At 36.3% G+C, this 14,774-nt stretch carries 13 protein-coding genes; 10 read left to right on the plus strand and 3 right to left on the minus strand.

All coding sequences use genetic code 11. The features are described from left to right. The first annotated feature begins 25 nt into the window (after positions 1-25). The 10 genes from MKY70_RS06845 (at position 26) to MKY70_RS06890 (ending at position 10,602) form a co-directional block, all read left to right on the plus strand. The gene (locus MKY70_RS06845) at positions 26-1,393 is read left to right on the plus strand and encodes an aldehyde dehydrogenase (protein WP_088035027.1); all 1,368 of its coding nucleotides are present in this window, start codon (positions 26-28) and stop codon (positions 1,391-1,393) included. Between the two features lie 237 nt (positions 1,394-1,630). Then, a complete protein-coding gene (gene potA, locus MKY70_RS06850) occupies positions 1,631-2,614 on the plus strand; it encodes a spermidine/putrescine ABC transporter ATP-binding protein PotA (protein ID WP_002126115.1) in 984 nt (327 codons plus the stop codon). After that, complete coding sequence (gene potB, locus MKY70_RS06855; protein ID WP_002126118.1) at positions 2,611-3,459, plus strand: spermidine/putrescine ABC transporter permease PotB; 849 nt, start codon at positions 2,611-2,613, stop codon at positions 3,457-3,459. The genes potA and potB overlap by 4 nt, the downstream gene beginning before the upstream one ends. A gap of 6 nt (positions 3,460-3,465) precedes the next feature. Continuing rightward, the gene (gene potC, locus MKY70_RS06860; RefSeq protein ID WP_328025904.1) at positions 3,466-4,266 is read left to right on the plus strand and encodes a spermidine/putrescine ABC transporter permease PotC; all 801 of its coding nucleotides are present in this window, start codon (positions 3,466-3,468) and stop codon (positions 4,264-4,266) included. Between the two features lie 38 nt (positions 4,267-4,304). Next, a complete protein-coding gene (potD, locus tag MKY70_RS06865; protein WP_060751346.1) occupies positions 4,305-5,354 on the plus strand; it encodes a spermidine/putrescine ABC transporter substrate-binding protein PotD in 1,050 nt (349 codons plus the stop codon). Between the two features lie 59 nt (positions 5,355-5,413). Next, positions 5,414-6,061, plus strand: a complete 648-nt coding sequence (locus MKY70_RS06870) for a phosphatase PAP2 family protein (RefSeq protein ID WP_113710101.1) — start codon at positions 5,414-5,416, stop codon at positions 6,059-6,061. A 110-nt stretch (positions 6,062-6,171) separates the two neighbouring features. Beyond that, positions 6,172-8,364, plus strand: coding sequence for an MMPL family transporter (locus MKY70_RS06875; protein WP_341023771.1), 2,193 nt, complete (start codon positions 6,172-6,174; stop codon positions 8,362-8,364). A gap of 100 nt (positions 8,365-8,464) precedes the next feature. After that, the gene (locus tag MKY70_RS06880) at positions 8,465-8,881 is read left to right on the plus strand and encodes a hypothetical protein (RefSeq protein WP_002126125.1); all 417 of its coding nucleotides are present in this window, start codon (positions 8,465-8,467) and stop codon (positions 8,879-8,881) included. A 100-nt stretch (positions 8,882-8,981) separates the two neighbouring features. Then, positions 8,982-9,905, plus strand: a complete 924-nt coding sequence (locus tag MKY70_RS06885) for an RluA family pseudouridine synthase (RefSeq protein WP_088035023.1) — start codon at positions 8,982-8,984, stop codon at positions 9,903-9,905. A gap of 91 nt (positions 9,906-9,996) precedes the next feature. Beyond that, the gene (locus tag MKY70_RS06890; protein WP_088035021.1) at positions 9,997-10,602 is read left to right on the plus strand and encodes a DUF1648 domain-containing protein; all 606 of its coding nucleotides are present in this window, start codon (positions 9,997-9,999) and stop codon (positions 10,600-10,602) included. Between the two features lie 35 nt (positions 10,603-10,637). On the opposite strand, the gene MKY70_RS06895 is transcribed toward MKY70_RS06890, so the two are convergent. From MKY70_RS06895 to glcD, 3 genes are all read right to left on the minus strand, one after another. After that, positions 10,638-11,468 (minus strand): CAP domain-containing protein, encoded by an 831-nt coding sequence (locus tag MKY70_RS06895; protein WP_088035019.1) that lies wholly within the window; start codon positions 11,466-11,468, stop codon positions 10,638-10,640. A 466-nt stretch (positions 11,469-11,934) separates the two neighbouring features. Beyond that, on the minus strand, positions 11,935-13,263 hold the full coding sequence (locus MKY70_RS06900) for a (Fe-S)-binding protein (protein WP_088035017.1): 1,329 nt from the start codon (positions 13,261-13,263) through the stop codon (positions 11,935-11,937). Continuing rightward, complete coding sequence (gene glcD / locus MKY70_RS06905; RefSeq protein ID WP_088035015.1) at positions 13,260-14,672, minus strand: glycolate oxidase subunit GlcD; 1,413 nt, start codon at positions 14,670-14,672, stop codon at positions 13,260-13,262. Before glcD ends, MKY70_RS06900 begins: the two co-directional genes overlap by 4 nt. Positions 14,673-14,774: the final 102 nt, after the last annotated feature.

Genomic DNA, 14,774 nt, shown 5'->3' on the forward strand with positions numbered 1-14,774 from the left:
AAAAATAGTGGGAGAAGGTGAGTGCATGAGTATTTCCTCTATTGTAAATAAACAAAAGGAATATTTTTACAAAGGACATACGAGAAGTCTAGAGACGAGAAAGAATAATTTGAAGAAGCTTTATGAAGGAATTCAGCGTTTTGAGGATGAGATTTTTCAAGCGTTGAAATTAGATTTGAATAAATCAGTTCACGAATCATTTACAACAGAAATTGGATATGTACTAAAAGAGATTTCTTTTCAAATGAAGCATATTTCATCTTGGAGTAAACCAAAGCGTGTTCGCACTGCTCTTACTCATTTTGGATCGAAGGGGAAAGTGGTGCCAGAACCGTATGGTGTGACGCTTATTATCGCACCGTGGAACTATCCGTTTCAATTAGCGATTGCACCACTCGTAGGAGCATTGGCAGCTGGCAATACAGTCGTTTTAAAGCCGTCAGAGTTAACGCCAAACGTTTCAAAAGTGCTTACGAGAATGTTAGGTGAATTATTCCCAGAAGAGCTTGTATCGGTAGTAGAAGGCGGTGCTCAGGAAAGCACTGCACTTTTAAAGGAACCGTTTGACTATATTTTCTTTACAGGTAGTGTTGGTGTCGGAAAAGTTGTTATGGAAGCAGCGGCGAAAAAATTAACGCCTCTTACGTTAGAGCTTGGCGGGAAAAGCCCATGTATTGTACATAAAGATGCAAAGCTAGATGTAACCGCAAGACGTATCGTTTGGGGCAAGTTTTTGAATGCTGGGCAGACGTGTGTAGCTCCTGATTATATGTACGTTCATTCTTCAGTGAAAGAGCAGTTAATCGAGGCATTAAGACATGAAATCGCAGAGCAATATGGAAAAGATGCTTTGCAAAATGACAATTATGTGCGAATTGTGAGTGAGCGTCATTTTGAACGTCTATGTACATTTTTACAAGACGGTAAACCTGTGATTGGCGGGAATTATACGAAAGAAACATTACACATCGAGCCGACAGTGTTAACGAATGTTACATGGCAAAGTGCTGTTATGGAAGATGAAATTTTTGGACCTATTTTACCAATTATAGAATATGACAAAATAGAAGAGGTAATTGAAACGATTCAGCACCATCCAAAGCCGTTAGCACTATATGTATTTTCTGAAGATAGAAAAGTGCAAAAGAAAGTGACGAGTAATATTTCATATGGCGGAGGATGTATAAATGATGTCGTATATCATCTTGCAACGCCATATTTACCTTTTGGGGGCGTTGGAAGTAGTGGATTAGGCAGCTATCATGGTGAACAAAGTTTTCGGACTTTTTCCCATTATAAAAGCATTTTGTCCCAATCTACAGCATTCGACATGAAAATTCGTTACTCTTCTACAAAAAGTGCTTTAAAATTCATACGAAAGTTGTTAAAATGATGATGGTGTTTATCAGTAGGCGTAGCCGTATGATAAAAACCCCTTCGCAACTGAAGGGGTTTTTCTGTTCGACATATGTATCATGCGAAAATGAATCAAACATACTACATAAAGAATAGAAGAGAACGCTGCTAAACAACCATTTTTGTTTGGATCGAAACAAAAAAATAGTCTATAGAACATAAATATTTATTCATGAATATAAAAATTAAAATTTAAGGTAGATAGGACGGGAAAATGAAAAAGATTATTAAAGTTGAAGCAGTAGAAAAACATTTTGGAAATCAAGTGATTATCCCCCCTCTTTCTTTAGATATTAAAGAAGGAGAATTTTTAACAATTTTAGGACCGAGTGGTTGCGGGAAAACGACTTTACTTCGTATGATCGCAGGATTTGAAACCCCAACTAAAGGGAATCTTTTATTAGATGATGAAAAGATTAACGATTTGCCGCCATACAAGCGTCATATGAATTTAGTGTTCCAACATTACGCACTATTCCCACATATGAATGTTGAAAAAAATATTTGTTTCGGTATGAAAATGCAAAAAGTATCAGCAGCAGAACAGAAAGAACGTGCGGAAGAGGCAATGCGTTTAACGCAGTTACTTGAGTTCCGTAATCGTAAACCTTCGAAGCTTTCTGGTGGACAGCAGCAGCGTGTAGCAATTGCAAGAGCAATTGTAAACAACCCACGTGTATTACTATTAGATGAGCCACTTGGAGCGCTTGACTTTAAGTTAAGAAAAGATTTGCAACGTGAATTGAAAAACTTACAACGTAATTTAGGAATTACGTTCATATATGTAACGCACGATCAAGAAGAAGCGATGAGTATGAGTGATCGTATTGTCGTTATGAATAAAGGGCATATCGAACAAGTCGGCACGCCTAAGGAAATTTACAATAAGCCGAAAACATTGTTTGTTGCGACGTTCATCGGTGAAAATAATATCGTGAAAAATGGGGGAAACTACGTAGCAGTTCGCCCTGAAAATGTAAAAGTTCGCTCGGTTGAAGAGCCAATTTTAAAAGAATACCATCTTGGACATATTGAAGATATTGAATTTGTTGGAAATATGGAAAAGCTATATGTACGTGAGGAGAAAACAGCGGAATTACTAATGGCATACCAAACTGCTGAAGAAGCAACGCAGTGGAGCATTGGAGATAATGTATATGTAGGCTGGGAGCAAGAGGACGAGGTGACCTTAAATTGAAGAAAGGGAAATTACTCGCATTACCTACAGTCGTATGGCTGTTACTCTTCTTCCTAATTCCACTTCTGTTCGTATTAGCATTTGCCTTCATGCAGCGCGGAGCATACGGGACAGTGGAAATGAAATTTACATTAGATAACATAGCACGTGTGTTTGATCCATTATATATGGGGACGTTATGGGAAACAGTGAAGATAGCTGTTATTACGACAGTACTATGTTTATTAATCGGTTATCCATTCGCCTATACAATTACAATTGTTGATCGTAAATATCGTTCTATCCTTCTATTATTGGCAACGATTCCGTTCTGGATTAACTTTCTTGTTCGTTCATACGCATGGATTGTTATTTTACGTTCACAAGGTCTTGTAAACACATTGCTATTGAAACTAGGTATTATTAGTGAACCTTTAAATCTGCTATATAATACGCCTTCTGTAATACTCGGAATGGTATATTCTTTATTACCATTTATGATTTTACCAGTGTATGCAGCAATTGAGCAGCTTGATAAGCGTAAGCTAGAGGCGGCTTATGATTTAGGAGCAACACCAGTAAAGGCATTTTGGAATGTAACAGTACCGATGACGATGTCAGGGATTACTACTGGTTCTATTTTAGTATTCGTTTCTTCTATCGGAATGTTTGTTGTATCAGACGTTATGGGTGGATCGAAAGTAGCATTAATCGGAAACGTAATTCAAAACCAATTCTTAGGTTCACGTGACTGGCCGTTTGGTTCCGCGTTATCTATGATTGTTGTTCTATTCTCTGTTCTGTTAATTTACTTATATTATCGTGCAACGAAAGTATATAAATATGATGGAAACGGAGGGGAATAGGTAAAAATGAAGAAGTTTTTAGTTTCTTATTCTTGGTTAATCTTATTGTTTTTGTATTTTCCAATGATGGTTTTAATGGTATATTCCTTCAACGATTCTCGCATTAATGCGGAATGGGAGGGCTTTACACTCCATTGGTATACAGATTTATTTCAAAAACAAGATGTTATTGATGCGTTTGTAAATAGTATGACGATTGCTGTTATAACGACAATTGTGACGACAGTTCTTGGTGTGATTTTTGCTATTGCATTACACCGTTACAAATATCGTTTTGAAGGGGCCATTAACGGTCTTGTATATTTACCAATTTTAATTCCTGATATTTTAATGGGATTATCTTTACTTATCCTATTTAGTCAATTAGGTATGGAACTTGGAAAAACAACAATTATTATTGCACACATTACATTCAGTATTTCATTTGTTGTTGTTATTTTAGCGGCACGTCTTTCTAGTATGGGACGTGATTTAGAAGAGGCTGCAAACGATTTAGGAGCAACGCCGTGGCAAACGTTTCGTTATGTAACGTTTCCAGCAATTGCACCAGGAGTTATTTCAGCCGCATTATTAACATTCACATTATCGATTGATGATTTTGTAATTAGTTTCTTCGTATCAGGACCAGGATCAACAACATTGCCATTATACATTTATAGTATGGTTAAGCGTGGAGTATCGCCTGAAATTAATGCTCTTTCTACAATATTAATTGTTGTAATTGTAGGATTAATGGTGCTATCGGAAATCTTCCGTAATAAAGGTGCAGACGGTGAAGAGAACTCTGGAGGACACCTTCCTTTATAATACGAATGATATAGAAAGAACGAGGAGGTAATAAACCGATGAAATTAGTGAAGAGATTAGCTGGTATAGCAATTAGCTTCAGTCTTGCTGCAGGTGTACTTGCTGGTTGTGGTGAGAAAAAAGAAGAATTAAACATTTATAGCTGGGCTGACAATTTTGATGAGCAAGTTTTAAAAGATTTTGAAAAGAAATATAACGTGAAAATTAACTACGATAAATATGCAAGTAATGAGGAAATGCTTGCGAAATTACAAGCTGGTGGCGCGACATATGATTTAATTCAGCCATCTGATTACATGGTGAAAACGATGGCGAAGATGGACTTATTAGCGCCTTTAGATAAGAAGAATATCCCGAACATCGAGAACCTTGTTTCTAACTTTAAAACACCTGCGTTTGATCCAGAGAATAAGTATTCTCTAGTATATACTTGGGGTGTAACAGGAATTGCATACAATAAAAAGTATGTGAAAGAAACACCTACAAGCTGGAATGATTTATGGAACGAGAAATATAAAGGACATGTTACTTTATTAAACGATTCTCGTGAAGTATTAGGAATGGGACTTAAGAAAAACGGTTTCTCTAATAGCACGAAAGAGGATGCACAGTTAAAGACAGCGTCAAATGATTTACAGAAGCTACTTCCAAACTTATTAGCATTCGATACAGATAACATTAAACAAAAATTCATTACAGAAGATGCTTGGATCGGGACAGTTTGGTCTGGAGACGCAGCATTCATTGCGAAAGACAATAAAGATGTAGGATACGTTGTACCAAAAGAAGGTGGCACAATTTGGGCTGATACGTTAGCAATTCCAAAAGGTGCGAAAAATAAAGAACTTGCAGAGAAGTTTATGAACTACTTATTAGATGAAAAAGTAAGTGTGAAAAACTACGAGTCAATTGGTTACAGTAATCCAAATGAAAAAGCTCATCCTCTTCATAGTAAAGAATATCGTGATAATCACATGATCTTCTTAACAAAAGAAGAATTAGATCGTACAGAGTGGCTTGTTGATGTAGACGATAAGTTAAAAGACTACGATCGCTACTGGACAGAGCTGAAAACAAAAGGTAAATAAGTAAGAAAATGCGGTTTCTAAAGTAGAAATCGCATTTTTTCATAGTAGGAGGAAATCGATTGAAGAAAAAGTTACATCAGTATGAATTAATGTGTATCATTTTGTTGTTTGTTCTATTTAGTATCATCGCTTGGAGGGTATATGTAGGTGGTGTTACAATGATGGATACATACGTACGTGATATGGTAAAAGGATTGCAAACGGAAAGCTCACTTACATTCTTCTCCTACTTTACAAAGCTAGGATCTGCAATTGGAGTTATAACGACACTAATTATAAGTTTGCTCGTTTTTTGGAAAAAGCGTTATTATGCTGCTATGATTGTGTACCCAATGGCTATATTAATGACACACCTTGTTAATAAGGGAATAAAAGAAATTGCAAAAAGAGACCGCCCATCATTAAATGAGGCACTTGACGCACTTGGGTATAGCTTCCCAAGTGGACATGCAATGCTATCTATTATAACATTTGGTTTTCTTGCCTATATCATTGCTGCGAATTTGAAGAGTGTAGCTGGAAAATGTGGTATTACGATTTCAATGGGCATATTAATTATATTGATTGGATTAAGTAGAGTCATTTTAAATGTTCATTATCCAACCGATATTTTAGCAGGTTACTGCGTAGGTGGCATTTTGTTAATCATCGCAATTTATTGTCATCGTTTACTTACCGAGAGATTGGGACTTAATAACGAGAGATAGAAAAACGTCTAGAAAAACTAGTATTATAGTTTTTCTAGACGTTTTTTGTTTACGGGGAGATGTGATACAGTATAAATGACAAGTGAATTATATAAAGTAGGTGAAAATGTGTGAAGACAAATGTACATAAAATTGATAAGTGGGGGAAGTTAGGAACTTTTTTGTATCAATTTCGTTATACAGTAATTGTAGCATTACTACTACTTGCGATAATGCTCGGTATTTTTGCTCCAAAACTTCCAGGAGTATTGGGCGGTGATGGTTTCCAAACAGAAGGGGATTATCAAAAGACGAAGGAAATTTTAGATAAAGATTTTAAGCAGTCTCAGGATACACTTTTACTCATTTTTGAGAAGAACAAGAATGCTTCACATGAGGAGTTTCAAAAAGGTATAGAGGGAATTATAAAACATATTCAAGAGAAAGAAACGTATGAGTCTTTTCATCATCCGATAGAAAATAAAGTGATGATACAAGATGATATCGGTTATGCGACGATTTTATTTTCCGGGAAAACAAATAAAGAACGAATGGAAAAGACATTACAATTTGCCGGAAAAATCGAGAAGGAAAGTAATAGCGTATTAAAAGTAACACCGACAGGATATCCGAAAATTAATCAAGAGATTAATGAAAGAACGCAAAATGATTTAAAAGTAGCAGAGATGATTGGATTACCTATTGCTTTTCTCGTACTATTATTCTCATTTGGTAGTCTGATTGCTTCTATTTTACCGATTGTAAATGGTGCGCTTAGTGTCATTAGTACGATGGGGATTTTATATTTTATAGGTAGTGATAAAGAGCTATCTATTTTCGTGTTAAATGTTGCGCCGATGATTGGGCTCGCATTATCAATTGATTTTGCACTGTTATTTGTAAATCGTTTTCGAGAGGAAGTAGCGAGGAGAACAGTGAAAGAAGCGATAGCGATTACGTATCAAACGGCAGGGCGTGCTATCGTATTTTCAGGGTTATGTGTATTCGTCGGTTTATCAGGCTTATTTTTCTTTAAGATAGATTATATTCAGTCTGTTGCTATTAGCGGGATGATTGTCGTTATTATGAGCATTTTGTTTTCGCTCACACTTCTTCCGGCGTTATTATCTTTAATTGGTAAAAGGATATTAAAAAAGAATCAGGGGGCGCCTACCCCATCAAATGTATGGCGTAAATTTGCACAGTTTGTAATGAAACATCCAATCGTTATGATTATTGTTGTTACAACATTTATTGTTATTTGTTTATTACCGCTACGTACAGCTAACTTGCAGTTTCCTGGTGTTGAAGCGTTACCTGAAAAGAGTGATACGAGAGTTGCATTTGAGAAGTATGAAGAAGCCTTTAATAAAACTGTCCAAACACACGCTGATGTTACATTAGTAGTAGAGACGAAGAAAAATATAACAGAAAAAGAAAGTTTACAAAAGATAGAAGCTGTTGTTCAAAAGTTAAAAGACGATAAGCAAGTATATAAGGTGAAAAGTGTATATGACGGGCTAAATGGAATGAAAGCAGATCAAGTTGCTGGAATGTTACAGTCGCCAGAAGCTGCGAAAATAGCTCCTGTATTTGAAGCGTATACGAAAGGGAATAAAACAACAATGGAAGTCTTTTTGGATACGAAGCCAAGTACAGAAACCGCAAAACAATGGGTTCGTGATTTCAAAAAGAATTATAAAGAAAATGATGTTACTTATTATTTGGGCGGTATGACGACGTTCCAGCAAGAGTTAGAAGATGAAATTAAAGATAAAGTTGCAATTGGTATGTCTGTTATATTTGGATCAACCTTTGTCATTTTATTATTCGCATTCCGCTCTATACTCATTCCAATTAAAGCTATTATTATGAACGTACTTAGTTTGAGTGCAACAATTGGAATTGTAATTTGGTTATTTGAAGGTGGTCATTTCGGATTAGAAGAGAGTTCAGTTTTATTTGTATTACCAATCTTTATTTTCGGCCTCGTATTTGGGCTTAGCATGGATTATGAAGTATTTCTTATTTCACGTATTCATGAGCTTTATGAAGAAACAGGAGATAACGATCAAGCAACGTTAGAAGGACTTGTTTCGACAAGTAGAATTATTACGTCCGCCGCTTTAATTATGATTGTTGTTACCGGTGCGTTCGCCTTTACTGATATTTTACCAGTAAAGCAGATGGGGCTTGGGGTTGCATTAGCAATATTTCTTGATGCAACAATTATCCGTCTTATGCTCGTACCAAGTTTAATGAAATTGTTTGGGGATTGGAACTGGTGGCTACCATTTCGAAAGAAAAGAGAAAAATCATCATAAAAAAAACTCATCTATAAGATGAGTTTTTTTTATGAATAGCAGGGCCCATATTTTGCGCATAGTATGTGATAAGAACATTACATACAAGTAGGTGAAGGCAATGTTTCGTTATTTTAAGTTTAAGCTAAATGATACAGTACAGTTTGCTGAAAACGATGGGCATATGTATCGCATTGTCGGTTATCGGTTGGAAAAAGGGTTTTACCCAAAAGATGAATGGACTCATATTATTTATGAACTGCTTAGAGACTTTGACGGGTATACGATGGATGCGGAAGAAGAGGAACTTGTAAAAGTCATTCAAGTAGAGGATGAGTATTACAAAATACAAGAAGTATCGGGGTATCGCTATCCAGTAAAAATGAAGCAAAAGCAACAAGTTATGAAAGGAGAGAAAATAGACGACTTATTAGATACGTACAACGACTATAAACGATTGGCGGATTTCTTTAAAGATTTATTGTATGAACAAAAAGCTGAAGAAGTGTTGCAGGAAATGAAAAGGCTTAGAGCATGAGGGGACAGTCGATTATAAGGCTGTCCTCTATTTTTGACGGTGCATCAAAGTATGTTTTCCGTTACAATGAGAGAATCAATAGAAATAAGGTGATTATAGTATGGAAACAAAGAAAAAGGGCGAATGGTGCGAAATTACGGTTCCAGCGACGTGGAATGGTATAAGTATTGAGTCGTTGTTAAAAGTAGAATGGGAAGTACCAAAAAAGTTATTACATCAGCTTCGTATGGAAAAAGGTGTTACTGTTAACGGAGAACAAAGGAGATGGAATGAACTTTTAAAAGAAGGAGATAAGTTACAAGTTCATATGTTTATGGAGGAGGAGTACGGCGTAGAGCCGGAATATGGTGAATTAAATGTAGTGTTTGAAGACGATCACGTACTCATTGTAAATAAGCAGGGGCAAATGGATACACATCCTTCTGAAAAAAATGGGACGGGAACACTTGCCAATCTTGTTGCTTTTCATTTTCAAATGCAAGGTTTAGAGACGAAGGTTCGGCATATCCATAGATTAGATAAAGATACGACAGGTGGTGTTGTATTCGCAAAACATAGAATTGCGGGTGCAATTATGGATCGTTTATTAATGGAACGGAAAATTAAAAGAACGTATGCGGCACTTGTTGAAGGAAAAGTAAAAAAGAAGCAAGGGACAATTGACGCGGCCATCGGAAGAGATCGACATCATGCTACAAGGCGCCGTGTTTCTCCAAAGGGAGACAAAGCTATAACGTACTATAAAGTAGAGAAATATTTTAAAAAACAAAATGCGACGCTCGTAACGTTACAGTTAGAAACCGGTAGAACACATCAAATTCGCGTTCATATGAGCTATAATGGAAATCCATTAGTTGGGGATGTATTATATGGTGGGCAAACAACATATATGTCCGGGCAAGCGTTACATGCGATGAAGATTAATTTTTTGCATCCGATTACGAAAGAAGAGATCGTTGTTGACGTACCTTTCCCTACAAATTTAAACGATACAATGAAAAAATTTGAAAGAGAAAATAGGTAAAGTGTAAGTTTAAAGTTGAAAAAGGTAGATTTTTGCAGGGATTTCTCTAAAAGAGGCGAAGCCGTTAAGAGAAAAGAGAGGTGAGAATTACTTGATCAAATATAAATATATGCTAGGGATATTTTTCGCTTGTCTTTTACTTACTCTATGTATTTATCCATATTTACCAAATCGTATGGCAGTGCATTGGAACGAGAATGGTGGAGCGAACGAGTTTATGAGTAAACAAGTGGTCGTATTATTTATCCCTGTCCTTATTATTATTTTACATGGATTAGTATATGTTATTTTGCATAATATATATAAGTTTAATGAAGGGGAGTATTTCATTATAAATGGATTTATAAAGAGTATTACTTTATTTATGATGTTTGTCCATATACTAATTCTCTTTATTAATTTGGGAAGTATTATATCCTTTCAGACAGGACTAACGGTTGGAATTAGTATGTTTCTTTTTATGTTTAGTAAAGTGTTTAAAAAGGTGAAGGATAGAGAGAAAGAACCGATCAAATTACAAAAAATCCGTTTAGTTAGTAGGCGAATCTTTCAAGTGATGGCATGCAGCATATTATTTTCGTTGCTTTTGAGCCTAAAGTGGGGATTTTACTTGTTAATTAGTGTAATAAGCTGCGGGTCTATTTTGTTTATGTTCTATATTTTATACGCATACATATTAGAAAGCTATGAAACATAAAAAAAGAGTCTTCTAGGAGAAGACTCTTTTTTTATTTACTTCGTAATAAATTGTTGTGTCCAGTAGTTGCCGCTTTCTACATAACCAACACCGATATGAGTGAAGCCACTATTTAAGATGTTTGCACGGTGTCCGGCACTGTTCATCCAAGCTTGTACAACTTCTTCTGGAGTACGTTGTCCTTGGGCGATGTTTTCACCTGCAGATTTATAAGAAATACCAAATTTCTTCATCATGTCAAACGGAGACCCGTATGTAGGGCTGTTATGATCAAAGTAGTTGTTTTTTTGCATATCTTCAGACTTAATGCGTGCTACTTTGCTTAATTCAGTATCGATTTGTAATGCTGATAAGCCTTGTTTTGTACGCTCTGCGTTTGTTAATTCAACAACGCGTTGTTCGAATTCGCTTAAAGATTTTGCTTCTTCAGCAGGCTTTTGCTCAGCTGGTTTTTGTGTTTCGTTTTGAGTATTGTTGTTTTCAGCTGGTTTTTGAGCTTCTGGTTTAGCAACTTCTTCAGCAGGCTTTTGTTCAGCTGGTTTTTGAGTTTCCTCAGCAGGCTTTTGAGCTTCTGGCTTAGCTGTTGGTTGTTCAGTAACAACATTTTCAGTAGGCTGTTGACCAGGAATGAAGCAATCTTGTTGGAATTGTCCTTGGTTCCATTGTGCTAATGATTCAACTCCCATAGATTGTAAGAATGCTTGTAATTCTTGTTGGCTCATTTGCTTCATCATCATTTTTGAATGCTGAATATTTTGAACCTTTACGTTAGATGGTTGTACTGTTGCAGCTTGTGCATCTAAAGAAGATACTCCTAAAGTAAGAGCTGTTGCAGCAGCTACAGATAATAAAACACGCTTTTTCATGATGTGTGTCCCCCTATATAAAGTTTTAATTTGTTTTCACACGATTTGTTTTTGACAGCCTGTCTGACTGACCAATTCATCGTAGCATACAATTTGCGAGAAAAAAGATGGAAAAAAATTCATAGACTTAAAAATTTCCTAATTTATCCTAAGAGGAGGAAAGGGATGAAATAAGAGAAACATAGAGTATAAAAGGAATTTTTAGCATTTTTATACTTGGTTTTAAGAGGGGGTTTTTGGATAAATGTACCTATATTAAAAATGAAGAATCCTATTGTATCAATGATTTTAGCATTTTTTTTGAGGAATATAATGGATGTATTTTTACAAAACTGTAATGTTTCTGTTGTTCTTTTTTATAATAAAGTAACATATTTTTAATGTTGTAGCGGACAAAAAAGCGGCTATCTCTTTACATAGACGAAGGAGATAGCCGTTTTCCTATTATTACGTATGTTACGAGTTATTACGAATTGGTTTCAATTGCTTCTAATAATAAGTCTACAATATGAATTCCGCGCATTTTATGAGAGATTTTTTCACGTTCAATACCTAGTTTCATTTGTAATAGACACCCAGGATTTGCAGTAACAATTGTCGCTGCAGCTGTTTCATGCACACGATCCATTTTGTAATTTAGAAATTCCATTGATAACTCCGAATGGACAATATTATAAATACCAGCAGAACCACAGCAACGGTCCGCATCTTTCATTTCGCGGTATGTTGCGCCTTGAATGGCCTCTAGTAACATACGAGGTTCAGAAGATGTTCGCATAACATTACGTAAATGACAAGAGTCTTGATACGTAATGATTTGCGGCGTGAGTCGTAAGTCATTACGTTTATGGAAATCTAGTTCTACTAGTATAGCAGTAATATCTTTAATTTTAGAAACAAACTGCTTTGCGCGTTCTGCCCACTCTGGATCATCCTTTAGTAAATAATCATAATCTACGAGATAAGCTCCGCAACCACCTGCATTCGTAATAATATAGTCGATGTTTAAATCTTCGAATGCTTCTATATTTCGTTTTGCTAATTCTTTTGCTCCACTCTTTTCACCAGCATGCCCATGTAATGCCCCGCAGCAACTTTGTGTTTTCGGAATAACGATATCACAACCAGCTAACTGAAGAAGTTTCATCGTTGCGTTATTTGTTTCTAAAAACATCGTATCCATTAAACAGCCTGTGAAGAATGCAACTTGTTTCTTCTTTGCCACCTCAGCAGGTAAAAATTCAGGACGATCTTTCATTGCTTTCATTTTAGGGACTTTTGGCAAAACGAGGTCCATCGTTGCAAGTGTTTCAGGGAATAACTTCATAATACCTGTTTTATGTGTTAGCGTTTGTAAACCAGAACGCTGGTAAAATCCGATTAGTCCTGTTAATGTTCGCATTCGGTTTTGATGCGGGAATAGTCCTTCAAAAACAACTTTACGAACAGCTCTCACGGGCATGGAGAACTTTTTATTTTGATTAATAATATCACGAGCTTCTTCTAATAAATGTCCATAATTCACACCAGATGGACAAACAGGTTCACAAGCGCGGCAGCCAAGGCAAACATTTAATGTATCTTCAACATCTTCATCCGGCTCAATTAAACCATCAACGACGGCTTTCATTAAGGCGATACGTCCGCGTGGGGAATGTGATTCTTTATACCCAGATTGAATGTAAGTAGGGCAAGTTGGTAAACAAAAGCCGCATCGCATACAGTTTAGTAGTTCATCTTCACTTAATCGTTCTTTAAATTCCTTTTGAATGTTTTCTTTATTTAATGTGGTCATCGCTCAACCACCACTCTTTTACGAGAGTCTTTCGCGAACATCTTTCCAGGATTCATAATGTTGTTTGGGTCGAAGGCTTGTTTAATCCCTTGCATAGCAGCAATACCTTCTTTGCCTAATTTCATTTCTAAATACGGAGCTTTCATTGCGCCAACACCATGTTCACCAGTAATCGTACCACCAAGCTCAATCGCTTTCGCAAATATTTCAGCAAAAGCTTGTTCGGCACGATGCATTTCTTCTTCATTACGGGCATCTGTCATACAAGTCGGATGCAAATTACCATCACCAGCATGACCAAAAGTACAAATAGGAATATTATGTTTCTTTGCAATTGCATTAATTGCTTCAACCATTGGAGCGATTTGTGAACGTGGTACAGTTGCATCTTCTAATATTGTTGTCGGTTTTAGTCTTGCAAGTGCTGATAGTGCACTACGGCGTGCTGTACGAAGCGCATCTGCTTCGGCTTCATCTTTTGCAACGCGAACATCGACCGCATTCATAGCACGGCAAACGTTAGCCATTTTTTCGATATCGCGATTGACAACCTCGGGCGGGCCATCTTGTTCAATTAATAAAATTGCTTTAACGTCAGTTGGTAAACCGATTTGTGCAAACTCTTCTACAACTTCAATTGTTGGTTGGTCTAAAAACTCAAGTGTCGCCGGAATAATTTTATTTGCAATAATAGCAGAAACAGCTCGAGCAGCTTCGTTAATATCTTCATATAGCGCAAGCATCGTTTTCTTCGTTTCAGGCATAGGGACAAGTTTTAATATAGCTTCCGTAACAACACCAAGTGTTCCTTCAGAACCAATAAATAAACGAGTTAAATCATAACCAGCGACATCTTTTGCTAATTTACCACCAGTACGAATGATATCGCCGTTCGGTAAGACAAGTTCAAGCCCCATTACATAATCACGTGTTACGCCATATTTTAAACCACGTAATCCGCCGGAGTTTTCATTAATGTTACCGCCGATTGTAGAAATTTTCATAGAGCTTGGATCTGGTGGATAAAATAAACCTTTTTCTTCTACTGCTTTAATAATATCAAGTGTAATAACACCAGCTTGTACAGTAATTGTTAAATTCTCTTCGTCAATTTCTAAAATATTGTTCATATGGCGGAAAATAAGGACGATACCACCTTCAAGTGGACACGTTCCAGCGCAAAGATTTGTTCCAGACCCGCGAACGTATACTGGGATTTTATGAGTGTTACACACTTTTAACACGTCTGCTATTTCATTTGTATTACGAGGAGCAATGACTGCATCAGGCATCGCTTGGAAGTTTGGAGTGGCATCATAACTATAAGTTAAACGCCCCATATTGGATGTATCTACATTATCTTCGCCAACAATAGATACGAATGAATCAATAATTTGCTTTTCTAACATTGGAAATCCCCCTCAAACTGTTAACGTATTTCGTCATAATAAAAAACGTTGTAACAGTGCTTTCATTATAATGATAAAAAAGTTGGAGGATTCTTTCTATGT

The sequence above is a fragment of the Bacillus sp. FSL R9-9492 genome, assembly GCF_038007365.1.
Lineage (GTDB): Bacteria > Bacillota > Bacilli > Bacillales > Bacillaceae_G > Bacillus_A > Bacillus_A mycoides.

Bases quoted from the DNA above. Each gene is read 5' to 3' on its own strand.
- MKY70_RS06885 (WP_088035023.1), top strand. From the start codon at position 8,982: ATGGAAACAAAGAAAAAGGGCGAATGGTGCGAAATTACGGTTCCAGCG.
- potA (WP_002126115.1), top strand. From the start codon at position 1,631: ATGAAAAAGATTATTAAAGTTGAAGCAGTAGAAAAACATTTTGGAAAT.
- potC (WP_328025904.1), top strand. From the start codon at position 3,466: ATGAAGAAGTTTTTAGTTTCTTATTCTTGGTTAATCTTATTGTTTTTG.
- potD (WP_060751346.1), top strand. From the start codon at position 4,305: ATGAAATTAGTGAAGAGATTAGCTGGTATAGCAATTAGCTTCAGTCTT.
- MKY70_RS06845 (WP_088035027.1), top strand. From the start codon at position 26: ATGAGTATTTCCTCTATTGTAAATAAACAAAAGGAATATTTTTACAAA.
- MKY70_RS06880 (WP_002126125.1), top strand. From the start codon at position 8,465: ATGTTTCGTTATTTTAAGTTTAAGCTAAATGATACAGTACAGTTTGCT.
- glcD (WP_088035015.1), bottom strand. From the start codon at position 14,672: ATGTTAGAAAAGCAAATTATTGATTCATTCGTATCTATTGTTGGCGAA.
- MKY70_RS06900 (WP_088035017.1), bottom strand. From the start codon at position 13,263: ATGACCACATTAAATAAAGAAAACATTCAAAAGGAATTTAAAGAACGA.
- MKY70_RS06895 (WP_088035019.1), bottom strand. From the start codon at position 11,468: ATGAAAAAGCGTGTTTTATTATCTGTAGCTGCTGCAACAGCTCTTACT.